Consider the following 26,195-nt stretch of genomic DNA (forward strand, 5'->3'; position numbering starts at 1 on the left):
TAAGTGATAAGGCAATACTTTAATTAAAGGCATTAATGCCTAAGCGTTTGTGTTAACCTCTAACCCCTTTACCAAGCTGATTGGCGAATAGGCCAATCGGTAAACCAGTTTTCCTGGCGACCATAGCGGTTTGGAACCACCTGAATCCATCTCGAACTCAGAAGTGAAACAGACCTGCGCCAATGATAGTGTGGGGCTTCCCCATGTGAAAGTAGGTCATCGCCAGGGTTTTATTTTAGAAGCGGCCTTTGCGTCGCTTTTTTTATTGGTGTAGATTGAGCCAAGACACTAATACGATGATGTTCAAAATTGGTTGGGCTAAGACCTAACCTAAGCGAATTGAGCGATGATTTTAAGGAAATTATCATAGCGACGTTGGGCTAGTGTACCCTCATCTAAAGCAGCAATAATTGCGCACCCTGGACTATCTCGATGATTGCAATTGCGAAACTTACACTGTGAGATGAGAGGTCTGAATTCACGGTATCCTTGCGCGATTTCAGGAATAGCCATATGCCACAGGCCAAATTCCCGTACACCTGGAGAATCAATAAGATTTCCACCAAAGGGTAAGTGATAAAGGCGCGAGTTACTTGTGGTATGACATCCTAATTCTGAGCCTGTGGATATTTCTGCGGTTTGAATATTCATTTCAGGGAGGATTTTTGAAATCAGAGATGATTTTCCCACACCTGATTGACCAACAAACACAGAAGTGTGATGGTTTAGGGTCTGTCTGAGTAAATCATACCCAGAATTATTGTGACTTGAAGTAAATAAAATAGGATAACCAAGTGGTTTATAAAGCTTTAAGAGTTCCTCTTGCAAACTAGCACAAGGAATATCTACTTTATTTAAGACGATACATAGGTTTAACTCCAGATGCTCGGTCATCACAAGATAGCTATCAAGTAACGGCCATGTGAGTTCTGGCTTTGGAGCTACAACAACCAGCACTTGCGTGATGTTTGCAGCGATGGGTTTGAATTCGCCTCGTTTGTCGGGACGACTTAAGACCGATACACGCGGAAACCGACTAACAACAACCCCACCTTTGCTTTCTGTTTGCCAGATAACCTGATCGCCTGCAACTAAGGAATCGAGGTTAGGACGGATAGAGCAATGGATGCAGTTTCCCTGACGATCCTCAATAATCGCATGACGACTAAAGCGTGTAAGAACTAAACCTTCTTCACCAGGAAAAGTGTCACTTGATTCATTTTTCTGGCGGTATCTTGCCTGTATTTTTTGAATACGTGCCGATTGTTGTTTGCTAATTCGTCTTTTACTCATGGTTTAAACATAGTCTATAATTGACAGCATTATAAATGATATGAACTGAAATTAGTTGATAAAATTGTAAAATTAGTCAATTCGATTTTTTATGTTTAAAAGGCAAATAAGAGTAAATGAAAGTTTATTTAGTAGGAGGAGCTGTTCGCGATCAATTATTGGGGTATCCAATAAAGGAGCGTGATTGGGTTGTTGTGGGCGCGACGCCAGAGCAAATGCGGCAACAAGGCTACCAGCAAGTCGGACGTGATTTCCCTGTATTCTTGCATCCCAGCACTCGAGAAGAGTATGCTTTAGCTAGAACTGAGCGAAAATCAGGTCACGGTTATTATGGGTTTGACTGCGATTATAATCAACAGGTGACCTTAGAAGAGGACTTATTGCGTCGAGATTTAACCATCAATGCAATGGCCCAAGATGAACAGGGACAGCTGGTAGATCCCTATCATGGACAAGCGGATTTAAAGTCAAAAATTTTGCGCCATGTCTCTGATGCTTTTGTGGAAGATCCTGTTCGTGTGCTCCGTGTGGCGCGATTTGCTGCGCGTTATCACCATCTAGGTTTTAAGCTGGCTGATGAGACACGTGCATTGATGTACGCTATGGTTAAGCGTGGTGAGTTAGCTTATTTGGTTGCTGAGCGGGTTTGGCAGGAATGGCAACGAAGTTTAGAAGAAAACCATCCTGAAATGTTTATTCAAGTTTTGAGAGCATGTGGTGCACTTAAGGCCATTTTACCTGAAATTGATGTTTTATTTGGTGTGCCTAACCCTAAAAAATATCACCCGGAAGTGGATAGCGGCGTGCATTCGTTAATGAGCCTTCAGGCTGCAGTTCAATTATCCAGCGATCCGACTGTGCGATTCGCAGCGTTATTGCATGATTTAGGTAAAGCAAAAACCCCTATGGAAGAGTGGCCTAAACATTATAAACACGAAGAACGTGGTGTAGAAGTAATCCAGTCGTTGTGTGAGCGTTTGCGTATTCCTGCGGATTATCGTAAATTCGCAGTCTTGGTGGCAAAGCTTCACTTAAATATTCACCGCTTATTTGAGTTACAGCCCAAAACAATAGTAAAAATTCTTGAGCAAACTGATGCGTTTCGTCGTCCAGAACGCTTTGAAAAACTTTTGCTGGCTTGCGAATCGGATGCGCGAGGCTGCGGAAACACTAAAATTGACTATCAGCAAGGTTCATTTTGGCGTTATGTGCTTACAGAATGTGCTAAAGTAACCGCACAGCATTTAATCGAGCAAGGCTTCCATGGTGAAGCAATTAAAGACGCACTGCATCAACGACGCGTGGCTTGTGCTCATCTTATTTCGAATTCTTGGAAAAAGTATGAAAGACAATAACAATTTAATCTGGATTGATTTGGAAATGACAGGTCTTGATCCAGAAAAAGATCATATCATTGAAATTGCAACAATAGTGACTGATGCACAGTTAACTATTTTGGCTGAAGGGCCGGTGCTAGCGATTCATCAAAATGAAGCGTTACTTGCAGAAATGGATGAGTGGAACACCAAGCAGCATAATCAATCTGGATTAGTAAAGCGTGTTTTGGCATCGACAGTCACAGAAGCTCAAGCTGAGGCTCATACTATTAATTTCCTCAAAAATTATGTGGATAAAGGAAAATCGCCCATGTGTGGAAACAGCATTTGCCAAGATAGACGATTTTTATATAAATACATGCCTGAACTAGCTTCTTTTTTTCACTATCGTAATTTGGATGTCAGTACGTTGAAGGAATTAGTGAAGCGCTGGAAACCAAAATTACTCAATGGGGTTGTTAAAGAATCAAAGCATTTAGCTTTGGATGACATTAAAGATTCGATTGCCGAACTGGCTTATTATCGTCAACATTTTATTAATTTAGTGGATAGAGACCATGATTGAACGCGAGCAACTTATTTTACCCAATGGAGCTGACAAACTATTATTGCATTCTTGTTGTGCGCCTTGCTCCGGTGAAGTAATGGAGGCGCTTCTTTATTCGAAAATTAATTTTTCTATTTTTTTCTATAATCCAAATATACATCCTGTACAAGAATACGAAATCAGGAAAAACGAAAATATTGCGTTTGCAGAAAAGCATAATATTCCTTTTATTGATGCTGATTATGACAAAGATAACTGGTTTGTCCGTGTGAAAGGTTTGGAATGGGAACCCGAGCGGGGAAAACGCTGCACTGCGTGCTTTGATATGCGTTTTGAACGTACAGCGCTTTATGGATATGAACATGGCTTTTCAGTAATAAGCAGTTCTTTAGGTATTTCACGGTGGAAGGATATGAATCAAATTAATGAAGCTGGAATACGTGCTGCTAATCGGTATCCCAATATGACCTATTGGACTTACAATTGGCGTAAAAATGGTGGTGCGGCAAGAATGTATGAAATTGCCAAGCGTGAAAATTTTTACAAACAAGAATATTGCGGTTGCGTTTATTCTCTAAGAGACACCAATACTTGGCGGAAGAAAAATGAACGTGAACGTATTAAAATTGGGGTTAATTATTATGGCAATGAGCAAGAAGAATCGGAAGCCTAAGATAATTAAGGGGGCATAAGCTATGATTTTCCACGAATATGAGGATGAAGAAGGCCATTGCCACACCCATTCCCACAGCCATCACCATGGTCCAGCGCAATTTAATCGGGCATTTTTGATCGCGATTATAGCAAATGGTTTATTTGTCATTTTTCAGATTATTTATTCGTATGTTGCTAATTCAACGAGTTTATTAGCAGATGCAATTCACAATTTAGGTGATGTTTTAAGTTTAATTCTTGCCTGGATTGCCAATGGTTTATTAAAGCGAATTCCTACCCATCGCACAACTTACGGTATGAAGAAAACATCCATTTTAGCTGCTTTAGCAAATGGTATTTTATTGGTTTTTACTTGTGGCATTATTGCCAGCGAAGCCGTGTATAAATTATTTTCGCCTTCTGAAGTCCAGGCTGTTTCAGTGATGGTTGTGGCTGCCGTAGGTATTGTGATAAACGGAGCCACGGCCGCTTTATTTTTACGCGGTGCGGATGATTTAAATATTCGTGCCGCTTTTCTTCACTTACTGTATGATGCGCTCATTTCTGTCGGTGTGGTTGTGTCAGCAGCATTGCTTTACTGGACTCATTGGTTATGGATAGACCCTGTGGTGGGATTACTCATTGCTTTTTTAATTATTAAAGGTACTTGGAGTCTTTTTGCGGATAGCTTTCGTCTTATTATTGATGGGGTTCCACGAGGTATATCCTGGAACGAGGTTCGCGAATCATTGCAGGCAGAACCTGGAGTTAAAGAAGTCCACGATCTCCATATTTGGGCAATTAGCACACAAGAAAATGCCCTTTCCGCGCATCTTTATATGCCAGACACCCCATTAAGCGATGAAGCGCGACAGACCTTGGTTAAACTTTTGCGCGAAAAACATAATATCCATCATGCCACTATCCAAGTTGAACGGAATTTAACTTTCTGTGAGGATGCTTGTACTCCTATACTTAGTTAAATTAAAACGATTGTCTTAGTACCTTACGCTCGGTGTATTAATGGGGTTATGATTTATTCTTGATGGCAGCCATTTGTGTTGTTTGGTCTTTAATTTCAACGTTTTTTATTTAGGGCGTTTTTTGGGCCAACAGTAGGCCAAACATCCCTTGCATAGGCTTACCACTTTCATCCAATTTATGAAGTAATCCTGGTTTTTCTCTATATTCGAGCACCGACCAGCCGCTATCTTGGTAGAAATGATAAAGTTCATTTTTTTCTGCTAAATAAGTAAAGGACTTGGGATATGAAAACGGTTCTGTTTTGATGGGAAAAACCAGAAAATGTATTCCTTTTGGGGTGGTGAGTTCTTGCAACTCATTGAGCAAGAAGGGAACTCTCTGTTTATTTAAAAACTGAAGCACTACGGTTGAGTAGATAAACTGAAATGGCTTATTGAGTAAGGGAAGGGGTTGATTTAGATCGTGAACCAAAGTCTCCATATTAATCAATTGTTCTTGTTGCGCAATATCCCGAATATTCTGAATGGAGGAGGTATTGATATCGATGCCTGTCACTTGATGTTCACTAAGAGCAAAGAACAAAGGATTCCGTCCCATACCACAGCCCACATCCAGGATGGACAATTTATTCTGATGCTCAAAGTAAGTTTGGTAAATGTGCCATAAGTCATGATGAATTGGTGCAAGCCCATATTTTTTTTCAAAATAACGATGGGGTTGGCAATAAAAACGAAGTGTTAATTTAAAAGTTGAACTCATTGGGATTATTTTATGCCAGGATGCTGGAGGGATCCAGAATGAAGATGTGTCTTGATTTAGCGTATAACGCGACAACTCATTGAGATTGCCATTCAAAAAGACAAACGCTATCTCTCCTTCAATCAATTCCAGACAGCCCCAGGTTCCTTCTTGAGTACTGTGTTTGTTAATAAAAAATTTAAGCTTATTTTTATCATCAAGGAATATTTCTTTATAAGGTTTTAATTGACTAATCAATGGTTCGTGAAGATTCATAGTGTGGTCATTAGTGATCATTTTGATGAATTGCGAGCGCTAATCCCTGACGATAGGCAATACAAGCCCCTGTTTGATCACTTAAGCGCTCGAGCAACTTTCCTAATTCCTCATAAGCTCCAGGAGTGGCTGCTAGGCTAATGCTTTTTTCAAAATAAGTTTTTGCTTTACCCCAGAGGTGATTCCGTAAGCTTAAACGGCCTAGGCAAAGGTATAATTCAGCGGAGTGGGGTTGTTTTTTAAGCAGAGACTCAGCGAAGGCCAATTGCTTATCATCGCCTTTCACTTGTCCATACAAAGTTGTTAAATTTTCGCTGTATTGTCGACGCAAACAATGGCGCAAAATGGATTCTGCTTTTTGATCTTCATTATGAAGGAGTAGGAAACGGCAATATTCAGCCATTAGTTCTGGATCATGAGCAAGATTTTTCGGCAAATGTTCAATTAACTTCGTTAAGCCCTCTCGCTGAGAGTATTTGGCTAAATCGGCGATGGCCTGTAGATAGGTTTGGCGCTGTAATCGCTCAAAGGCAGCGCCGGAAACCACTTGATGTTTTTTTAATTCAGGCAAAAGCTCGATGAGTTGCGACCAATCTTTCACTTCGATGTAAAGGCGCATCAGTAATTTTAAAACATAGGGATGACGCGGCGCTAAGTCCTGTAAATGCCGTAATGTAGCTAAAGCCTGCTCCCATTGTTGATTAGCCAGCTGCAGTTGAGCTTGTGTGAGCTCAACTGCTATTTTGGCATCAGGCATTGATTGTTGTGCTTCACGCAGATAGTGATCTCGCAACTGGCTGTCCCCCATTTCCTGAGCTGCTCTTGCTGCAGTGAGGTAGTTGAGCAAGGGGCTATCGGTATCGGGTAATGCTTTGATTAAATGGTTTTTCGCTTGCAACCAGTATCCTTCGCTGAACTCAATTAAACCTTGCTGCGTTTTTGCTTGTGCATTCTGGATGCGACGTTTTGTTTGCCAATTCCGGAAAGTGGCAGGGCTTCGACTAATTTTTCCTAGAAATAAAAAAATACCATGAAATAAGAGAAATAAGATAACTAAAGCAAAAAAAGCAACCCAAAGTGTGGTTTCAATGCTCCAATGATTAATAGAGATGAGTAAATAGCCTGGATCATGACTCAATTGAATCCCGAGATACACCGAAATAAGCAATACAATAAAAAAGAATAATAAACGAATCATTGCGTCTTAGCTCCTTCCGTAGTAGCAGGGATTTCGGTGTTCTGTGTATTTTTGGACTCAATGAGTTGATTAAGCAGAGAAAGAGATTGGTTAAGGGTTGGTGTAATCGTCTCTAGCTTTTCCTGCTGTAAGTTTTGCAATTGCTTGATCAAAGCTTGGGTAGCCACTGCATTTTCATCAAAGGCACGATTGATCTCCTTCAACGCTTGAGCGAGCGATAATTGAAATATTTTAGAATTATTTTGTAAAAGAGCCCATTGCGCTTCTTGTAAGTTAAAACGAATACTGTCGCGTAATAAGGTTTGGTGTAGAGGAGAAAGCAGAGGTTGAATGTCTTCGTCATTGCGACGTATCACCACTAATTTTTCTAACACGTTCATGCTTTCATGTAATTTTTGTCGCCAAGGGGAAGCGTTGCTCTCATTGCTTTTTTTAGGTTGCGTGCTATTAAGTGGCTTTTTAATAGGCAAATTTGCAACTGCATTTTCAGCGGCGTCAAGCTGGCTTAAGAGTCCTGCAATGTCTATCTTGGGAAGCGTTTGAAGCTGCATGATTTCTTGAGCAATGGCTTGTCGGACTGCAAATAATTGCTGTTCGGGTATGTTACGCAACAAAGCATCTGCTTGTTGAAGTAGCGCAATAGTGGTCTCTTGATCACTACTCCAGTGCGCATTTATTTGAGCTAGCTCCAGGTAGTAGCGCGCTTTTAACAAGAGCCAATCTTGCTTTTGATAAAGGCGTTGCTGCAAAGCAGATTGGAGATCAGTATTCATTGTTTGTAATTGATTTTGCAGATTGACTTGTAGCTGATTGGCAGCTGATTTGATTGCTTCCAGGTCATTTTGAGCATCAGATTGCTGTTGTTTTAGTTGATTGAAAAGCTGATTGACCTTTTGGCTTTGAAGTTCATTGAGTTCATTGGATTGCTTATTCGTGTAAATGGCATAAATGGCTCCAATAAGCGCAATGATCGCAACAATTATCGCTAGGAATGATCCTTTATTAGTAGAAGTAATCGCTGAGTTAGCATTTTTATTGGTAGCTTTACTTGGCTGAGGGAGCTTGTCAGCCATTTTGGGAGTTGATTTATTCTGCGCTTCATTGCTATTGGCCATGAATTAATCCTTGGTTGAATTCGTGCAGTTTATTTAATAGTGTTTCAGGGCTACTTATTACAATGCTTTGCATCCCTAATAAGGTAGCTTCTTTTGCTAAGCGTTCGCTAATCACAATACAGGGTATACTGCGAAGCCAAGCGTGTTTATCTTCGCCGAACAAGAGAAAGAGGTTGTTCATCGCTTGTTGACTTGTAAACAGTATAATATCCACTGCTTTATTGCGCCACAAAGAATGAAGTTGCTCTGAGTTAGCTTTCGGTCTGACTCGTTTATACACACTCAAAGGAAATACGTTTGCTCCCCGAGAAATCAAGGTATCTGCAATAAGAGGCCTGCCCTCTTCGCCTTTAAACAGCAAAATGGTTTCATCTTGAATGCGTTGCAAAGCCTCCAATTCCAGTAAATGCTCGCTGTCGGCGATTTGGGGAATAAAGTCAACTTGAATTTGGTGCTGTTTTAAAGTCATTGCAGTGGCTTGGCCAACAGCAATGACTTGAATCGTGTTAGGCCATAAGCGTTGGGTTTGTGTTAGGGTAGTGAAACAAAATTCCACTGCATTAGCGCTAATAAAAATGGCTTTATCAACTTGATGTAAATCGGGTAAAGAGGATAACCAATTTTTATCAGTTGGCTCGATGGACAGGGCTGGACATTCAATCGCGATGCCTCCGGCCGCATTGATTGCTTGACTTAAGCTTTTACCCTGGGTGAGAGGGCGCGTATTTAATACGCGTAAACCTTCGAGTGAGTTCATGATGAAAGCGTTAACAAAGTGTTTGCTCCTTTAGCCAATAAAGCGTTAGCACAGTTTTCTGCGAGTACCATGGCTTGCGATTTATGCTCTTCTCGTCGATCACTAATAACGGTTTTGCCATCGGGTGTGAGTACTTTGGCCCGCAAGAGCAATTGGTCCCTGGAATCAACAGTGCAGTACACAGCGAGCGGGACATGGCAATTTCCTCCAAGTAAGGCATTCACTCGCCGCTCGGTGTTCACGCATAAAGCGGAAAAGGAATCATTTAAAGGGGCTAATAATTTTTGAATTTCGCGATCATCGCTGCGGCATTCAATTCCTAAAGCACCTTGTCCACAAGCAGGCAACATGAAATCTTCATGCAGAATTTCACTAATGCAATTGTCTAAACCCATGCGCTCAAGCCCTGCGACAGCAAGAACAATGGCGTCATATTCGCCGGCGTGTAATTTTTCTAAACGAGTGTTGATATTACCTCGCAATGGCTTGATTTCTAAATCAGGCCGTAACGCTAAAAGTTGAGATTGGCGTCGAAGACTTGTCGTGCCAACGATACTTTTCTTGGGAAGCTCGTCGAGTTTTAGATGATCTATAGCAACCAGTGCATCCAGTGGGTTGTGTCTGGCACAAATAGTTGTAAGAGCTAAGCCCTCAGGAAATGTGGCGGGAACATCTTTCATGGAGTGGACGGCGATGTCTGCGCGATGATCTAAGAGTGCTTCCTCCAATTCCTTCACAAAAAGTCCCTTGCCGCCTGCGTTCTGTAACTTATCCCTCAGGAATTTGTCTCCAGAAGTAACCATAGGAACTAATTCTATTTGCACCGCAGGCCAATATTGATGAATTTTTTCACCAACATGATTCGCTTGCCATAGAGCAAGGGGGCTTTTTCGGGTTGCTATACGTAAAATTTTAATAGCCATGCGTTACTCTTGAGGCCGATATTGGCCAGCATAATACACCGATTAATGGGCCAACGTAATACCTGTTACTTTATACGCTAACCCCAGTGTACACGTAAAGCAATGTGATCGCAGGGAGGTAAGAAATTGTCCTCACTGTGTATTAATGGCTTGACTTTATTGGATAGGTATACAACTCTAATGCTTCTTCTAGGGATAGAAATTGATTAAAAATGCAAAATTTAAAAAAAATGGTGAATTACCTTGATCTTTCTATGCAAAGAAGCTTGTCGAATGCTGGACATCAATTAGTCGCAGTGGGGGCAATTGCTTTTTTAGGATTTCCTTTATTTTATTTAATATGGACAGAGTGGTTTCCGCAGTCTTATGAAACATTTGGGCTGCGTATTATAGGGAGCCTGCTTGGTTTAGGCTTAATGTTCACCTCATATTGGCCTAATTCGACGAAACGCTATCTGCCGTGGTATTGGTTTTTGGCTATTCTTTATACCTTATCCTTTTTTTTCGCTTATTCCTTTCTAATGAACAATGCGAGCGTTATTTCGGCAATGTCTTTGCTTTGTGCCGTTTTTTTATTAGTTCTGCTTGTTGATTTAGTAAGCTTGACAGTCTTACTCCTTCTAGGCTGGGGACTTGCTTTGATTTGCTACTATCTCTTTTCACCGGAATTGTATTTTGGTGAAGAGCATATAGAGACGGCGATTGTGATGTTATTTGTCATCATTGCTGGTTCAACAGTGAATTACAAAACAGCCATGCTCCAGCAACAGCGACTCGAAGGAATGGCTGCAGCGGCTGGTATGATAGCGCATGAATTAAGAACCCCATTATTAGGTATTAAAAGTGGGGCTAAAGCAATGTCACGGTATTCACCGCAATTATTTGAGGCCTATCATCTTGCAAAAGAGCACGGTTTACTCGGTGGTACCTTAAGGGAAATGCGCATACAGCAGTTGGAAGAAGTAAGCGATAGGATTATCTGTGAAATTGATTACGCCAATACAATCATTGATATGTTGCTAATCAAAGCGGGGCGTGAAAATTTTTTACAAAATTGTGTTTTAGAACCTTGCTCTATGGCTGATTGTTTAGCTGAGGCAATAGCGAGATATCCCTTTAAGTCTGGGGAGGAGCGTGCTCTTGTGTCTTGGCAGGGGGATTTTCTGTTTGCAGGATCAAAATTACTGATGCAGCACGTCCTTTTTAATCTTTTGAAAAATGCATTGTATGTTATTGCAACCGCACAAAAAGGCGAAATTACTATTTGGACTGAAAAAAGGGATAAATTTAATACACTTTATTTTAAAGATTCCGCCATCGGGATGTCTTCACAACAGGTATCAAAATTATTTAATCATTTCTATACCACTACCTTTATGGGTACAGGCATTGGGTTATCCTTTTGTAAGCTCGTTATGAATCGATTTGGCGGAGATATTCGATGTGATGCTAAAGAAGGATGTTATACGCAGTTTTTGCTCTTATTTCCGGCGATTTGAATAAAAAAGAGTGATAAATTAATGTTATTTTTGAACAGCATACAATAGGATTATCATTAAGTTTTATTTGGAAAAATGAAACAATCATGTTATTTTTATTGACAGTTTGTCAGTCTTCAAATGGACGTATTAAAATAATTCTTCGCAAAGAATTTTCATAAAAGCGTTGTTGGAAGATTGCAGAGTAGATCAGTCCTAGAGAACTGTTATCGGTTTTAACATTAATTAGGGCGATGGGAGCGCTTCGCTCAGGAGGAGCTATGCAATATTTTTCAATACCTATTTGCTATTTTCCAAGTACGGCCTTGTTTATTGATGATAGCCGTGATTTTCTATTAAATTTTGTTTTGCAACTCGATGAGGGTTTGGCCTATCGAGTATTCGATTCTCCTTTTGATGCCCTCGATTGCATTCATAAAAAGCGCTGTGAATTAGATCTACTAAGTCAACGCTGTCTAAGTGAGTATACTGAAGCCAAAAATTGTCCGTTAACCAATCATACAATTAATCTCAATTTGGCTGCGATTCATGCCGAGATATATAATTCTCGACGTTTTTCAGAAATCTCAGTTGTTGTAGTAGATTATGCCATGCCAGGTATGAATGGTTTGGAGTTTTGTCGTCGTATTGAAAATACCAAAATTAAAAAAATCCTACTAACTGGCCAAGCGGATGAAAAACTTGCAATCGAAGCGTTTAATGAAGGGCTCATTCACCGTTATATTCAAAAAAGTGATCCCAATGTTGCAGAGTTGATCACTAAAAGCATTTATGATTTGCAATTGCAATATTTTCAAGCAATGTCGGATATGATTGTAAGAATGCTATCCGTGGCATCACCAAGTTGCTTACGCGATAAAAAATTTGCAGAATTTTTTCATCAGATGCGTCATGAAAAGCGTGTTTTTGAGTATTATCTTGCTGATAACTCGGGCAGTTTTTTATTACTTGATGACGATGCAAATCCAAGTTTTCTTATCGTCAAAAATGAAGCGGATTTACGTTTGCATTATGATTTAGCTTTGGATAATGGAGCGAACGAAGAAGTGTTAGATCAGCTTGCTGGTGGAGAAAAGATCCCTTGTTTTTGGCAAGTAAGAACACAACCACTTGAGCGTAATGATTGGTCAACATGCCTAGTACCCGCTCAACGATTTGACTCTGATGAAACCTATTTTTATGCCTATGTGCAGGGTCCAGCATTATTTAATGTTCAGCAAGATAAGATACTCTCTTATCATCGCCATTTAGAAGAGTTGGATGCAGAAGAGTTGCTTTTGGTTTAGCCTGCGCACGCCCTCCTTATTCCAACGCCTCGCGGCTTGTCCGCGGGATTAGAGGAGGGATGTAACTACTGGTCTTCTAAATATCCCGCAAAAAGCGGCAACGGATGCTTTTTCCTATCTAATTTGGCTAGACAATCAATGACTTTAATTAGGTTTTCTTGACTATGATTTGCTGAAATAGATAATCGAATGAGCGCGTTATTCTTAGGGGTTGCTGGGGCACAAAAAACAGCGCCATAAATATCCTCTTTTTCAAGGGCATTGCGTAGCCAAATTGTATTCGCTTCGCTGCCCGTAATAAGGGGAATAATCTGGGAATTGCTTCCTCCTAAATAAAAGCCGAGTTTTAATAAATGATTACGTAAAAACAAGGCGTTATCATGCAGTTTACGGCGTCGCCATTCTTCATTAGCGATAATAGAAAGGGAAGCGCAAAAGCCCTCTAAGTCATGAGGGACTAGCGCTGAACTGAAAATAATTGGTAAAGAAGTATAGCGAACGAGTTCGATGAGCTCATTGCTTGCCGCGATCAGTCCTCCTCGACCAGAAAAGGCCTTAGCTAAACTTGCTGTGACAATATCCACTTGATCGGATAAGCCAAGTTCTGCGACTAAACCACAACCTTTAGCGCCGTGAGTGCCCAAGGAATGCGACTCGTCCACGATAAGGAGGCAGTTAAATTCTTTAGCTAATTGGACATAGTCCAGTAGAGGGCTAATCGTTCCTGTCGAGCTATAAATAGAGTCCACCGCAATAATCCCTGAACCATAACGCTCTAAGCGTTTACGCAAAGAATGCACAGAATTATGGCGAAAAGGGATGGGTTTTGCATTGGCTGCTTTTACCCCTTCCCAAAAAGACATGTGTGCATAAAAATCCAGATAAATAGGTAAATTTCGTGAGGCAAGCGCCTGAATTAAACCAATGTTAGCACACCAACCAGATTGAGCGAGTAGGGCAGCAGGATAGCCAAGAAACTGCGCGAATTGCTGTTCACATGCCGAAAGAAGAGTATCCTCTCTCAAAAAAACGGGTGATTGCATTTGCCCATTACCGTACTTACGTAAGGCCGCAATCTGTGCTTCGATAAGTTTAGGATGTTGACTAATATGTAAATAGTCATTGCTGGAGAAAATAAGTGCATCTGCGGCAGGGATTTTTCCTTTTAGAATATGCTTGCCATGCCAAGATTGGTTAACACGTACAGTAAAATACTGCTCAATGGCCTCATCCACAAAAGGTGGAAATTTGCCGATTCTTTGAGCAGAGGATGAGTTTTGCCCTTCATCAAGGGTATTATGATCTTCATGAGTTGCCATGAATTACCTTATTCATTTAAGTATACAAAGTGAACAGTGTAACGACATTGAGTCATTTATAACAAGGCTCAAACTAGAACTACTTCTTTTAATATATTAGCTTTTCCACCCAGCCATTTTTCTGATCAGAAATCCTGAACCATAGAGAACAATACCTGTGAGCATTAAGCTTAAGATCCGTACAATTGTTGGTGTCGATGAGGCGTCATAAAACAATGCTTTCACTGCGGCAAAAGTTAAAATCATTAGAGTTGATTTAGCCATGATCTTATCTTTGTGTAGGAAGGCAAAACCGATTACGCATAAGGCATAAGAGAGCCATGAAGCTGATACCGCTAAAGATCCATAGATATTAGTGAGTTGATAGAGCCAAGCTACACCAAGGAGATGGGCTGAGCCTAAAACAAAATAATAGGTGTACTCATCTTTTATCATAAAATCATCATGATGGAGTCTTAATACTAACCAAACGCTTGCAAAAGCCGCTATGCCCACTAGAAGCCAGGATAAGTTAAATGGGCCTGCTAGATGATTCAATATATTAATGTATTCAATGCCTAAAATAATCAATAAAGCGAGCAAAGGGACAAGGAAGGCACGAGTAAATTTGGGATGCTCTATTTTTTTATAAAGACTAAATCCTAAAACAATAATTACAAATAACCAAGGTCGTATTAAGGTGGGTAGGAGCTCAAGGTAAATAGAATGAAAAGCAACAATGGTCGAAAAAGTTAGAATGAGTAGCCGGCTGCTGTGTAAACGTCCAGGGAACCAGGTTTTTGCTGATAAATAAAGAATAATAGCAAGGGCTGCAAAACCGAGTGAAATCCAGGGCGCTAGCGCTGGCTGGATGCGGTTAAGGAAATAATACTCCATGGCGTAGAAAATAAGCAGAACTGGGAAAAAGCTCCAGGCTTCTTTTTCGGTTAACTGTTTCTTGGTTAGCTGCGTATGAAAATACGTGCCTGTCGCAAAAATCAGATAATACAGGGCTAAGACAATCGCAATTAAAATATCCTGATTGAGCTGGAAACCAATGTAAGAAGTCACTGAAATCGCTAAATAAGAAGAAATTACGGTTAAGGTCCGTGACTGAACCCAAATCGAAAGAGTGGCAAAGGTGAGAGAGCAAATAATGTAGTAATAAAGTGCAAAAATGGCATTCGCATCGAACTCTAAAAGAAGTGGACAAAGAAAAGCACCTAATGCTGCAATGATGGCATAAAGATCATGATTAATTTTTATATAGAGCCAAATACAAAACCCAGAAATAAGGCTGGTCATCACAATAGCAGTTTGAAAGGTAATAAGATGATAAAAGCCATAGGCTCCTAAAACGGTAATGTACAAAATGATGGCACCTGCTGCAGGCAGCATGCTTGCATAAACAAGATCAAATTCAAATAAGCGAATTCCTGCTGAAATTAGCGCAAGACCAAATAAAGTTGCAAAAACCAATTGCTTTTGCGGAGTTAACCATCCGGATTGAATAGAAAGCTTAAGTATAAAGCCAGCAGCTAACACGAAACAGATGACTGCAACTATACCGAGCCAGTTGCCTGCTCTAACGGGTTGGATCGGCTTGGTTGTGGATTCAACTTGCTTATAGGGTTGATTTTCATTGAGCTTTTTTTGAGGAGCTAATTCTAATTTACTCTCGATAAAAGAAAGACGAGCTTCAATAGCAATTAAACGCTCTTCAATTTTGCTAAAGTCCACAAGCTCCTCCTCAGGCAAATAATCGATGGAATTTTATCATGAAATCTTCACTATTTTATCAAACCCCTCTACTAATTCTCTTAGTAATTCTGCGGCAGAAAGGTCCCTGCATAAATGAGCGCCTTGTCCTGCCCACATTGACATAAAATCCATATTATTTTTTTCAGCGGCCTCAAGTCGCATTGCACGAGTCATCGCATTTTGTATTGGAAATGGAAGAATATCTTCCTCATGCGCAGACATGTGTTCAATAAATTTGTTCCTTATACCACGAGCTAACCTTCCTGAAAATGCTCTCGTCAACACCGTATTATCTTTTTTTGTTTCTAATAGGGCTTTCTTATAATAAGGATGAATTACTGATTCGGTACACGTTAAAAAAGCTGTTCCCATTTGTACGCCAGCGGCGCCTAGAAGATGCATTGCTGCAATGGCTTTCGCTTCCATAATGCCACCGGCGGCAATGATAGGAATTTTTACAGACTTAGTAAGCTGGGGGAGTAAACTTAAAAGACCAATTAATCCTTTTTCTGCGCCGCCAATAAAAGTACCACGATGTCCACCGGCCTCATAGCCTTGGGCAACAATCATATCGACCCCTGATTTTTCAAGTAAAATTGCTTCTTCGACATGCGTTGCTGTGCCAATAAGGAGTGTTTTGTTGTTCTTTAACTGGTTTATCCAGGTTTTATCAGGCAAACCAAAAATGAAGCTGAATACGGGTACTTTTTCTTCAACAATGACGCGCATTTGCTCGTCGAAATGCGGTGCATAAGGGGGCGATGTGGGGTGAATTTTATAATGGAGTTCAGCACATGCTTGCGCTATTCGATCGCAACTATGGGCAATTTGTTCTGCAGAAGCAGTTTGATGATGGGGAATAAAAAGATTAATGGCAAATGGGCGATCGGTTAATTCGCGAATGTTACGGATAGCTGCTCTTATTTCATCGGCCGACATATACGCTGCGCCAAGAGAGCCTAATCCACCGGAATTTGAAACGGCAGCAACGAGGTTGGGTGTGGTGAAACCTGCCATAGGCGCTAAAAAAATGGGAGATCGGATACCTAGTTTTCGAGTAACCGCTATCATTGATTCCATGGATGTGTTTCCTTTAACTTGAGTAGGGTTAGCCAAAGAATGACTCAAACTTGAAAACTATAGCAGATCAACTCAGGGGTGAATATAAGGTAAATATTCTCGAGAAAATTGGGAGCTCATTGAATTTAACCGATTTATTGTTCTTGATGAAACCAGTTTCTTTTTCAAAAAATGGGTCTATTTTTGCTGAAAATCTGGAAATAAAATTGACTTGTCAGTATCATTTCGAGTTCGATGTCGAGGATTTAAATATGTGGTTTAGTTTTTTTGCCTTAGTGGCTTTATCATTAAATAGTTACGCTTTAAGTGCTGCCGACAGGCAACAAATTGAGGACAGAATTAGGCCTATTGGTCAGATTCACTTAGCGTCGCAAAGTACTTTGGCTTCGTCTGGAACAGCTCAAGATGAAGCAAAGGCAAAGGTCACAGAAACGTCTGGTCAGACTGTTTATGAGCAATATTGTTCAACTTGCCATCGCGATGGGGTGGCCGGCGCACCAAAATTTCGTGATAGCGCAGATTGGCAATCACGTCTTGATAAAAAAACATTGGATGAGCTTGTTGCTTCCGCGATGAAAGGATTAAATGCGATGCCTATGAAAGGTACCTGTATGCAGTGCAATGATGAAGAGATTAAAAATGCAATTCAATATATGTTGCCTCAATCATGACTAAATTTACTTATAAGCGATTACAAGGCTTTCTTGCTTTTTTAAGTTTATTTGTTCTAGCTAGTTCTTTTTATTTTCAATATGTCAAAGGATTGTCTCCTTGTCCTTTATGTTTAATGCAGCGTTTTTGTGTATTATTGCTATTTATGATTTGTTTTATCGGAGTAAATACTCACCGTTTAAAGAGAGGTAAAATCATCGCTGGCTTACAAATACTCATTGCTGGCAGTGGGCTATTTTTTGCGGGACGCCAACTTTGGTTGCAATCGCTCCCTGCAGGACAAGCGCCAAGTTGTATGCCCGATCTAGAGATAGTAATTCGCTATTTTCCATGGCGTGATGTGCTACGGACTCTTCTTTGGGGCACCGGTGATTGTGCAGAAGTTTCTTGGCAATGGTTAGGATTATCAATGCCTGCCTGGTCAGCGCTCTATTTTTTATTCATAGTAATAGTAGCGATCCCTCTTTTCTGGATTTTACGTAGGCAAATTACCCACAGCTTGCGCTGAAAAAAGCGATTGTTTTTTGTGAGGCATTGATCTGCTTGCAATAAGAGAATTGCACATGTTATAAAATTTCAGGACTTCTTCTCCGCTGGAAGGATGCTATGCGGTTATCTTACACAATGGGCCTAAGTATTATTGTTTGCTGGTTAACAGCCTGCGAGCATGTCGCCGTACTATCCACTCCCAAAAAACAGGCAATCGCTTCTACAAGTGAACTTGCGATTAAAGCACAAAATGATTTTTGGAAAACGTTGCATGAGGGAAATTATCAAGATATCCCGAAAGTTGATTATCTGTTGATGGCTGCTTATTTACAAAATCCAAATGATCCACAACTTGCTGCTCATCTTGGGCTTCTCCATTTATGGAAAATTACTGAACGCCAACGCAATAAAAAGGAATCGCCAACAATAGTTAACGAAATTATATTATCGCGCAAATACATTACCGATGCTTTGCAGCTTGATCCAAAAAATCCTATATATCAGGGGTTTGCAGGAGATACTCAATTAATTGAAGGGAAAATTTTTCATGATAAGCGCGAAGAAACGAGGGCTTATTTTCTATTAAAAAAAGCAATACATCATTGGCCTGAGTTTAATTATTTTACTGCGGGTTATCCAATGACAACCTTACCTCCCGATTCAGAACAATTTCAGGAAGCACTGTCTTGGCAATGGGATACGCTTGATCTGTGCCAAGGAAGCGAGATAGATCGAAAAAAACCAATCTATAGTATCCCAGAGAATAGCAAAGGCCAGAAACGAGCTTGCTTTAATTCTTGGATTGCGCCTTTCGGTTTCGAGGGATTTTTTATGAATATGGGTGATATGTTAGTGAAATCAGGTGACTGGCAAACGGCGATCGTAATTTATAACAATGCCAAACTTGATAAAAATTACGCACAGTGGCCTTATCGGGAAATGCTAGAAAAACGCATTATCAATGCCAAAGAAAATGTGGCTAATTTTCAGAAAGAATTCTCTGATCCTGATAAAGCAATCATGTTTAATTCCGGTTATGGTTGTATGGTTTGTCATCAGAGTGTAGCAAAATAACAACTGAAAGTGGGTGGTCATTGGGTGGTTAGCGCAGCCTTAAGAGAAATCTGCTCTATCCCCTGGTAAATAAGCAGCCACTTAGTTATTATCGCCAGCCATTATTGTGATTGAAGCAACTTCTTATGAATAAGTTTAGCTCCGAGCTCATTAAGCATCATACTTTTACAAAAGCACGTGTGACGCGTATCAGTACACCACATGGTGATTTTTTAACACCGGTATTTATGCCAGTAGGGACTCGTGCAGGCGTAAATAATATGACCCCTCGTGAGTTACTTGCCGCGGGCAGCCAAATTATCCTTGGAGGCAATACTTATCATATGCTCTGTGCTCCAGGCATGTCAGTGATTGAAAAAGCCGGGGGTATGCATCCATTTATGGGGTGGCAGGGGCCAATGTTAACAGACAGTGGCGGTTTCCAAGTTTTTAGTCTCTCGAAGAATAAGGAAATTTGTACCATTGATGAAAAAGGAGCACATTTTCGCTTACCGGGAACCACTCGTCTCATTCATATGACGCCGGAGATGTCGCTGGAAACGCAGAAAATCATTGGTGCGGACATTATTATGGCTTTTGATCAATGTACTCCGGATCAGTGTTCACGAGATGAAGTGCAGCATATCATGAAGCGCACCCATCGTTGGCTTAAGCAATCGATAGACTATCATCAGCAACATCCGACTTCGCATTACGGAGCAGCTCAAGCTTTGTTCGGGATTGTACAAGGAGGTATTTACGAAGACTTACGTCGAGAAAGTGCGGACTTCATTTCTTCAATGAATCCTGATGGTATTGCAATTGGTGGTGAAACAATAGGCTTTAATATGAAAACCACAATCGATATTATTCGCTGGATTAATGAGTACCTACCAGAAAATAAACCACGCTATACCATGGGAGTAGGGATGTCACCTCAAGATTTATTGGATGTGGTGGCTGAAGGAATCGATATGTTTGATTGTGTCGCGCCGACGAGAAATGCCCGACATGGATCTTTATATTGTGGAGAGGTGGTTAAAGAAGGGAATTGGTTAAGATTTGCCAGTTCTTATGAAAATGCTCGCCTCCAAATAAAAAAAGCGTGCTTTGCCAATGACTTGTCGCCTATTATGTCCACATGCACATGCTATACTTGCCAACATCATTCTCGCGCATTTTTGCATCATTTAAGTAAACAAAGGGCAAATCTGTTTACTGTATTAGCGAGTATCCATAATGTCCATGTAATGAATGAAGTCTGTGCTAGAATGCGCGACCTAATTCTTAATTCCTAAGTATTTAAAAAAGAGACAGAGGAGAGCTTTAATGATTTTAATTAACACTTCAAAAGGTGAGATTCGTTTAGAACTACATGAGGGAAGTGCCCCCAAAACGGTGGAAAATTTTCTAAATTATGTTCGTAAGGGCTTCTATAATGATACCATTTTTCATCGTGTGATTGATGGGTTTATGATTCAAGGTGGTGGATTGACTGCCGACATGGTACAAAAAACGACGGATACCCCAGTAAAGAACGAAGCTAAGCAAGCTAAGCCCAATAAACGTGGTACGATAGCAATGGCTAGAACAATGGATCCCCACTCCGCAACAGCTCAATTTTTTATCAATGTTGCTGATAATGCGTTTCTTAACTTCAGTGGTGAACACGCACAAGGCTATGGCTACTGTGTATTTGGAGAAGTCGTTGAAGGGATGGACGTTGTCGATGCTATCGCCAAAGTTAAAACTGGCCAACGGAAAGGACATGCAGATGTTCCTGTAGAGGAAGTGGTTATTCACGAAATTTCCGAAATCTAAGGCGTTTCTTCGCTATCGATTAGAAAGTGTCTGTTGTCCCGAATCCAATAAGGGATCTCCTAGATGATGACTGTTAAGATTGGGAGATCCCTCAATTGCTTGGTGTGTATAGCAAACCACAATGCTCAAATCTCACTTATTTATTTTCTTATGTGTTTACGTAGACTAGCGGAATAATCAAATTTGGGAATTTCAACATGAAAGAAGATTGCTAATAATCGAGTTGAGAAAATGGCTAGCAAAGTAATCATTATGTTAATGTCGTTTGAAAGGTGAAAATAATCTAAAACGATAAATAACAACGCCCCTGCAAGCGCAATCACTGCGTATAATTCTTTACGAAGCACTAAAGGAATATCATTGCAAAGGATATCGCGAAGCATTCCACCACAGATTCCTGTGATCATGCCACTAAGGATGGCTACACTGGGAGACAAACCATTACTGAGACTTTTTTGTGTGCCAATGATCACAAAAGTAGATAACCCTAGCGCATCAAGGACTAAAAAAACTTTCATGATTTTTACCAGTGAATGTGCAATAAAGATGGTTAGAAAAGCACAAGCAGAGGTGTATAAAAGGTATTCAGGATGAGCGACCCAAGTAAGTGGATAAGTATTTAAAAGCATATCACGCACAGTTCCGCCACCCAATGCAGCGATGGAGGCAATGAGCACAACTCCAAAAAAATCCATTTTTTTGCGCCCAGCTGCAATAGCACCTGTGATGGCTTCCACACAAATGCCCATAATAAACAGATAATGCAATAACATAATTTTTGCTTTGTGCTCAAAAAATGTGATCATACCATTCTTTAGCTGGCTGGCGAAATAGTTCATTAAGCGCTAGGATTATAATAAACCTGATAATGAACACTAAATCATCGTCTCGGAGTAGTAATAATGGGTGAAGGACAATCAGAAAAAACGTCCACATTTATAAATGCGGTAGATAAAGATTTGCATGATAACATCTTACGGTTAGATCAGAAATTAAAGGGCTTTCTAACCGAAATTACCGTCAAACTTGAAGGGATAGAAACAGATGGACTAGGGTTAAAGGAAGAGCGCAAAGAGCAATTAATACTTTTAAAGTACGAGATAAAAAAAGCGATTAATGGAATAGAAAATCTGGTCAATATGGTCCTTGAAGAGGGCATAACTGGCAGCCAATTCACCGAAATGAATCGCGAGAATTTAGATGCGTTACGCCAGGCCTTTAAGCAAAGTATTGAGAAAATATCGAAAATGCGGGAAGAATTTTAGTGGGAGACTGGCGGATAATTCATCACCAAACTCTGGACATTTTTTCTAGTTCGCTTCTCACTGTTTACTCAAAATAGGTACTATTTATCATGATAAAAAAAGGAGTTCGATGTTTTTTAATTCAATTAATGCTTCTTCTCTTTTTACACTCAGCTAATGGCTCCGCTCCGACTCCTTCGACTTTACAATCTGGGTTAGAGCAGCAAATTGATCAAATTGTAGCGGCAAATAGGAAGCTTTATAGTATTCCTGGGCTTGCACTCGCCGTGCTCCAAAATGGAAAGCCTATTCTATTGAAGGGATATGGTTTTGCAGATATTCAATCGCAGCAAGCAGTAGGAACAGATACGTTATTTGCTATTGGCTCAGTTTCTAAAGTAATTACCGCGTTAGGGGTAATGATGTTAGTTCAGCAAGGAAAGATAAATCTGGATGACTCTGTGCTGCGCTATATTCCAAATGCCCCGCAAACCTGGCAGGGGGTTACTATTCGTCAGCTACTTTCCCATACAAGTGGCATTCCGCAGCATCAAGGACCGTACTTGCCTTGGAATCAAATTTGGCAAAAGATGGCACAAACACCCATGCAATTTCCACCTGGTACGAGTGTAAAATACAATAATTTTGGCTACATTGTCCTTGATCGTGCAATAGAAAATGTGAGCAATCAATCCTTAAGTGATTTTTTTCAGAACACTATTTTTCAACTTCTGAACATGAATCAGACAGGGTTTCCTTCCACTTTATTTCCATCAGGTCTGGCCACCGGGTATCAGTTAAATAATGGAGTAATCAATCCAAACCCTAATAAAAAGCCCTGGCAACAAATGTGGGGCTCAGGTGGTATTGTTTCTTCAATCAATGATATGGCTAAATTAGATGCTGCCCTAAGTGCTGGAGAGCTCTTATCTTCTTCATCTTACAAACAAATGTGGAGTCCAACTTTCTTAAAAAATGGGCAACCTGCTGGAAAAAATGATTGGGCATGGGCTTTAGGTTGGCAAGTCACCTATGATCATGACAAGTTCGTTGTTTTCAAGAATGGAGCAATTCGAGGGTATAGTAGCTGGATCGTTCGTCATATCGATGATCAAATCAGTATTATTATTTTGGTGAATACTAATCATGTTCCTTTGAAAAAAATAGCAAAACAGATCTTTAAGCAAGTGATGTCAACTCAAAAAGCGAATCAGAGCACTGATTGAATTTCCTTCACTCTTCTGATGCCTCTTCTTACCCTCTTTCCGCTCGCTCTTAATCACATCTTGCGCTTATCTCGGCATCTCAGTGTTTTAGCATAGTGCTCCTGGCTCCTCGGACAGGTCGCGGGACCTAGGGATAACAATTAACCTTATTTCTAACGTTTTGTTCATTCGCATTTTTAACCAAAAATGGTTTTATTTTTCTCATCTCGCGGTTATGCTCTGTGAACTTTTTACTCGTGAAGTTAAACCACTCCCCGAATTTCAATTGGAATTTAAAAATGACTATTAGTGCTTGGTATTATCCCTCAATCATTGCCCTATTTTTGTATGGTGCTTGGGGATATTGGGGGGCAAGAGCATCCAGCTTTATCAATCCTTTATCTATTACCTTTTATTCGAGTCTGGGGGTATTAATTTCGGGTGTATTAGCTTTGGCTTTATTGGATTTTAAGCCAGAACTCTCGGCCAAAGGCAGTATGTATGGCTTGTTAAATGGATTAGCTAATGGCATTGCATGCATTTTTTTTATTGTGGCCCTACGAAAAGGTCCAGCCATGCCCGTTGTGCTAATTACTTCAATGTATCCATTGATTACATTAATTTTATGCATCGTCTTTCTAAAGCAGGGTATTACTTTAAGACAAACATTTGGGATGATTTTCGCAATAGCTGCGCTCATATTGTTTTCTAGCGAGGCATAATCCATTGTTTTAAAATAAATATATTACAAAAAGGTCTTTTTCTTTTATCCGTTATGACGTAGCCCCCTGTTGCATTGACTACAATTTAGTTGATATGATAAAATAGTTGCTTGCTGGTAGGTAATTTATTATTTTTAAACACTGCGATGTGTCTTCTCCCTGAGGGATTACTGAGGAGAACTGATACTAATTCAAGTTTCCATTATGAAACGGGTGCATCGCCATGATAGAAGCGTTAGGCTTTTTTCAAGGCGATGACCCATTTATCAAGCTATGCCTTATCTCTAAAGCCTAATCTATTTAATCGTAAACAAAAATAGAGGGTTCTCTTATGTTAAGCGCAGCCTGTACCGATAGAGGGAATTGTCTAGGAAGGTTGCTGTCGGTTATGGAGGAGGCACTCGCCACTCTCATTAACCCTATTATCAATCAACTCAATAATCAAAATAAAGACGATCGTTTCAGGCAGTGCCTCTTCGCTTGCTTAGCTGCTGCGGGGATACCCGCTTTAGAGAAAAAAACGCGGGAAGGATTTATGGAGCCTCTTATATTCAAACGGAATGACAAATCTTACTGTATTACCGCGTGTAACCTGCTCGTTTTATTATTTGTTCATTCTGCTAGCAATCTAAAAATAGACATGGATAGCGCTTCATTGAATGAATAGTCGATGCTTATATCATTATATCGGAGTTATTAATGCCAAACAAAAGTCGTCTTAATGAAAATACGCGGCCGCTAAAAAAAGCGAAAGCAACTTCTGAATTTAGTGGGCAATTAGAAACTCAGATTAACAATTTAATGAAAAATAAGCAATTTGATGATGTTTTGGTGATATTGAATTATTTTTTGTCTAATTTGCCCAATGCTTCTAATGCGAAAATAAAACGCTCCGAAGTCTATTGCCTAATGGGCCAATTCGATAACGCCTTAACGGATTTAAGTGACGCGTTAGCTCAAGACCCGAATAATGTGTTTGCTTTAGCAAGACGAGGAGATGTTTATCGCCAAAAGAACCAATTAGATAACGCCTTAACGGATTTAAATGCTGCGTTAGCTCAACAGCCGAATAATGTGTTTGCCTTAGCAAGACGAGGAGATGTTTATCGCCAAAAGAATCAATTAGATAACGCCTTAACGGATTTAAGTGCCGCGTTAGCTCAACAGCCGAATAATGTGTTTGCTTTAGCAAGACGAGGAGATGTTTATCGCCAAAAGAACCAATTAGATAACGCCTTAACGGATTTAAATGCTGCGTTAGCTCAACAGCCGAATAATGTGTTTGCCTTAGCAAGACGAGGAGATGTTTATCGCCAAAAGAATCAATTAGATAACGCCTTAACGGATTTAAGTGCCGCGTTAGCTCAACAGCCGAATAATGTGTTTGCTTTAGCAAGACGAGGAGATATTTATCGCCAAAAGAACCAATTCGATAACGCCTTAACGGATTTAAGTGCCGCGTTAGCTCAACAGCCGAATATTGTATTTGTTTTAACAAGACGGGGAGATGTTTACCGCCAAAAGAACCAATTCGATAACGCCTTAACGGATTTAAATGCCGCATTAGCTCAGCAGCCGAATCATGTGTTTGCTTTAGCAAGACGAGGAGAAGTTTACCGACAAAAGAACGAGTTCGATAACGCCTTAATGGATTTAAATGCCGCGTTAGCTCAAGACCCGAATTATTTATTTGCTTTAGTAAGACGAGTAGAGGTTTATCGACAAACGAACAATTTCAATAACGCTTTAACGGATTTAAATGCCCTGTTAGCTCAAAGGCCGAATGATGTGTTTGCTTTAGGAAGACGGGGAGAGGTTTATCGACAAACGAACCAATTGGATAATGCCTTAACGGATTTAAATGCCGCGTTAGCTCAAAAGCCGAATGATGGGTTTGCTTTAGCAATACGGGGAGAGATTTATCGACAAATGAACCAATTCGATAATGCCTTAAGGGATTTAAATGCCGCGTTAGCTCAAAAGCCGAATGATGTGTTTGCTTTAGCAATACGAGGAGAAGTTTACCGGCGAAAAAACGAATTCGATAACGCCTTAATGGATTTAAATGCCGCGTTAGCTCAAGACCCGAATTATGTGTTTGCTTTAGCAAGACGGGGAGAGGTTTACCGACAAAAGAACGAATTCGATAACGCCTTAATGGATTTAAATGCCGCGTTAGCTCAAGACCCGAATTATGTGTTTGCTTTAGCAAGACGGGGAGAGGTTTACCGACAAAAGAACGA

Annotated in this window: 26 protein-coding genes and 1 rRNA gene; 17 read left to right on the forward strand and 10 right to left on the reverse strand. The window is 40.3% G+C overall.

The window, feature by feature from the left end; all coding sequences use genetic code 11:
* Nucleotides 1-112 precede the first annotated feature (112 nt).
* Nucleotides 113-228: ribosomal RNA gene (gene rrf / locus B5D33_RS01675) — 5S ribosomal RNA — on the forward strand.
* 102 nt (nt 229-330) lie between these two features.
* On the opposite strand, the gene rsgA is transcribed toward rrf, so the two are convergent.
* Nucleotides 331-1,293 carry a small ribosomal subunit biogenesis GTPase RsgA gene (rsgA, locus tag B5D33_RS01680; protein ID WP_058452616.1) on the reverse strand — a complete coding sequence of 321 codons (963 nt, stop codon included), beginning with the start codon at nt 1,291-1,293 and terminating at the stop codon, nt 331-333.
* Between the two features lie 116 nt (nt 1,294-1,409).
* Here rsgA and B5D33_RS01685 point away from each other — a divergent pair, with 116 nt between their 5' ends.
* From B5D33_RS01685 to B5D33_RS01700, 4 genes are read left to right on the forward strand one after another with little or no spacing between them, the layout of a single operon-like run.
* Nucleotides 1,410-2,648, forward strand: a complete 1,239-nt coding sequence (locus B5D33_RS01685) for a multifunctional CCA addition/repair protein (protein WP_058452617.1) — start codon at nt 1,410-1,412, stop codon at nt 2,646-2,648.
* Entirely contained in the window at nt 2,635-3,195 is a 561-nt protein-coding gene (orn, locus tag B5D33_RS01690; protein WP_058452618.1) for an oligoribonuclease, read from the forward strand. Before B5D33_RS01685 ends, orn begins: the two co-directional genes overlap by 14 nt.
* Nucleotides 3,188-3,850 carry an epoxyqueuosine reductase QueH gene (locus B5D33_RS01695; protein ID WP_058452619.1) on the forward strand — a complete coding sequence of 221 codons (663 nt, stop codon included), beginning with the start codon at nt 3,188-3,190 and terminating at the stop codon, nt 3,848-3,850. The genes orn and B5D33_RS01695 overlap by 8 nt, the downstream gene beginning before the upstream one ends.
* Nucleotides 3,851-3,872: 22 nt before the next feature.
* Nucleotides 3,873-4,814 (forward strand): cation diffusion facilitator family transporter, encoded by a 942-nt coding sequence (locus tag B5D33_RS01700; protein ID WP_058452620.1) that lies wholly within the window; start codon nt 3,873-3,875, stop codon nt 4,812-4,814.
* 109 nt (nt 4,815-4,923) lie between these two features.
* On the opposite strand, the gene tehB is transcribed toward B5D33_RS01700, so the two are convergent.
* The 5 genes from tehB to hemC are packed head-to-tail and all read right to left on the reverse strand — an operon-like array spanning nt 4,924 to nt 9,822.
* Nucleotides 4,924-5,829, reverse strand: coding sequence for an SAM-dependent methyltransferase TehB (gene tehB, locus B5D33_RS01705; RefSeq protein ID WP_115304865.1), 906 nt, complete (start codon nt 5,827-5,829; stop codon nt 4,924-4,926).
* A gap of 10 nt (nt 5,830-5,839) precedes the next feature.
* The gene (locus tag B5D33_RS01710; protein ID WP_058452621.1) at nt 5,840-7,027 is read right to left on the reverse strand and encodes a heme biosynthesis HemY N-terminal domain-containing protein; all 1,188 of its coding nucleotides are present in this window, start codon (nt 7,025-7,027) and stop codon (nt 5,840-5,842) included.
* Nucleotides 7,024-8,142: a uroporphyrinogen-III C-methyltransferase gene (locus B5D33_RS01715; protein WP_058452622.1), complete on the reverse strand. Its 1,119-nt coding sequence runs from the start codon at nt 8,140-8,142 to the stop codon at nt 7,024-7,026. Before B5D33_RS01715 ends, B5D33_RS01710 begins: the two co-directional genes overlap by 4 nt.
* Complete coding sequence (locus B5D33_RS01720; protein ID WP_065240018.1) at nt 8,132-8,899, reverse strand: uroporphyrinogen-III synthase; 768 nt, start codon at nt 8,897-8,899, stop codon at nt 8,132-8,134. The genes B5D33_RS01715 and B5D33_RS01720 overlap by 11 nt, the downstream gene beginning before the upstream one ends.
* Entirely contained in the window at nt 8,896-9,822 is a 927-nt protein-coding gene (gene hemC / locus B5D33_RS01725) for a hydroxymethylbilane synthase (RefSeq protein ID WP_058452624.1), read from the reverse strand. Before hemC ends, B5D33_RS01720 begins: the two co-directional genes overlap by 4 nt.
* 212 nt (nt 9,823-10,034) lie before the next feature.
* Between hemC and B5D33_RS01730 the strand changes: the two genes are divergently transcribed.
* The gene (locus tag B5D33_RS01730; protein WP_058452625.1) at nt 10,035-11,321 is read left to right on the forward strand and encodes a sensor histidine kinase; all 1,287 of its coding nucleotides are present in this window, start codon (nt 10,035-10,037) and stop codon (nt 11,319-11,321) included.
* A gap of 260 nt (nt 11,322-11,581) precedes the next feature.
* Nucleotides 11,582-12,607: a response regulator gene (locus B5D33_RS01735; protein WP_058452626.1), complete on the forward strand. Its 1,026-nt coding sequence runs from the start codon at nt 11,582-11,584 to the stop codon at nt 12,605-12,607.
* Between the two features lie 65 nt (nt 12,608-12,672).
* On the opposite strand, the gene cqsA is transcribed toward B5D33_RS01735, so the two are convergent.
* From cqsA to B5D33_RS01750, 3 genes are all read right to left on the reverse strand, one after another.
* Nucleotides 12,673-13,926 carry an alpha-hydroxyketone-type quorum-sensing autoinducer synthase gene (gene cqsA, locus B5D33_RS01740; RefSeq protein ID WP_058452627.1) on the reverse strand — a complete coding sequence of 418 codons (1,254 nt, stop codon included), beginning with the start codon at nt 13,924-13,926 and terminating at the stop codon, nt 12,673-12,675.
* Between the two features lie 96 nt (nt 13,927-14,022).
* A complete protein-coding gene (locus B5D33_RS01745) occupies nt 14,023-15,645 on the reverse strand; it encodes a DUF2339 domain-containing protein (protein WP_058452628.1) in 1,623 nt (540 codons plus the stop codon).
* Nucleotides 15,646-15,681: 36 nt separating this feature from the next.
* Nucleotides 15,682-16,746 carry an NAD(P)H-dependent flavin oxidoreductase gene (locus B5D33_RS01750; RefSeq protein WP_058452629.1) on the reverse strand — a complete coding sequence of 355 codons (1,065 nt, stop codon included), beginning with the start codon at nt 16,744-16,746 and terminating at the stop codon, nt 15,682-15,684.
* Between the two features lie 251 nt (nt 16,747-16,997).
* Between B5D33_RS01750 and B5D33_RS01755 the strand changes: the two genes are divergently transcribed.
* The 5 genes from B5D33_RS01755 (at nt 16,998) to B5D33_RS01775 (ending at nt 20,781) form a co-directional block, all read left to right on the forward strand.
* Entirely contained in the window at nt 16,998-17,417 is a 420-nt protein-coding gene (locus B5D33_RS01755) for a c-type cytochrome (protein WP_058452774.1), read from the forward strand.
* Nucleotides 17,414-17,926, forward strand: a complete 513-nt coding sequence (locus tag B5D33_RS01760) for a disulfide bond formation protein B (protein WP_058452630.1) — start codon at nt 17,414-17,416, stop codon at nt 17,924-17,926. The genes B5D33_RS01755 and B5D33_RS01760 overlap by 4 nt, the downstream gene beginning before the upstream one ends.
* A 98-nt stretch (nt 17,927-18,024) precedes the next feature.
* A complete protein-coding gene (locus tag B5D33_RS01765) occupies nt 18,025-18,981 on the forward strand; it encodes a hypothetical protein (RefSeq protein ID WP_058452631.1) in 957 nt (318 codons plus the stop codon).
* Nucleotides 18,982-19,106: 125 nt separating this feature from the next.
* Nucleotides 19,107-20,258 (forward strand): tRNA guanosine(34) transglycosylase Tgt, encoded by a 1,152-nt coding sequence (gene tgt / locus B5D33_RS01770; protein ID WP_058452632.1) that lies wholly within the window; start codon nt 19,107-19,109, stop codon nt 20,256-20,258.
* Nucleotides 20,259-20,289: 31 nt separating this feature from the next.
* On the forward strand, nt 20,290-20,781 hold the full coding sequence (locus tag B5D33_RS01775) for a peptidylprolyl isomerase (RefSeq protein WP_058452633.1): 492 nt from the start codon (nt 20,290-20,292) through the stop codon (nt 20,779-20,781).
* 140 nt (nt 20,782-20,921) lie between these two features.
* Here the strand turns inward: B5D33_RS01775 and B5D33_RS01780 are convergent, their stop codons facing one another.
* The gene (locus B5D33_RS01780; RefSeq protein WP_058452775.1) at nt 20,922-21,554 is read right to left on the reverse strand and encodes a trimeric intracellular cation channel family protein; all 633 of its coding nucleotides are present in this window, start codon (nt 21,552-21,554) and stop codon (nt 20,922-20,924) included.
* A 129-nt stretch (nt 21,555-21,683) separates the two neighbouring features.
* Here B5D33_RS01780 and B5D33_RS01785 point away from each other — a divergent pair, with 129 nt between their 5' ends.
* From B5D33_RS01785 to B5D33_RS16515, 5 genes are all read left to right on the forward strand, one after another.
* Nucleotides 21,684-22,046 (forward strand): hypothetical protein, encoded by a 363-nt coding sequence (locus B5D33_RS01785; RefSeq protein WP_058452634.1) that lies wholly within the window; start codon nt 21,684-21,686, stop codon nt 22,044-22,046.
* Nucleotides 22,047-22,135: 89 nt separating this feature from the next.
* Nucleotides 22,136-23,251: a serine hydrolase domain-containing protein gene (locus tag B5D33_RS01790; protein WP_078767299.1), complete on the forward strand. Its 1,116-nt coding sequence runs from the start codon at nt 22,136-22,138 to the stop codon at nt 23,249-23,251.
* A 278-nt stretch (nt 23,252-23,529) separates the two neighbouring features.
* Nucleotides 23,530-23,952, forward strand: coding sequence for an EamA family transporter (locus B5D33_RS01795; RefSeq protein ID WP_058452636.1), 423 nt, complete (start codon nt 23,530-23,532; stop codon nt 23,950-23,952).
* 331 nt (nt 23,953-24,283) lie between these two features.
* Nucleotides 24,284-24,619 (forward strand): hypothetical protein, encoded by a 336-nt coding sequence (locus B5D33_RS01800; protein WP_058452637.1) that lies wholly within the window; start codon nt 24,284-24,286, stop codon nt 24,617-24,619.
* A gap of 32 nt (nt 24,620-24,651) precedes the next feature.
* On the forward strand, nt 24,652-26,195 hold a 1,544-nt coding region (locus tag B5D33_RS16515; protein ID WP_176119736.1), incomplete at its 3' end, for a tetratricopeptide repeat protein.

Origin of the sequence: Legionella maceachernii (assembly GCF_900167045.1) — a bacterium.
Taxonomy (GTDB): Bacteria; Pseudomonadota; Gammaproteobacteria; order Legionellales; family Legionellaceae; genus Tatlockia; species Tatlockia maceachernii.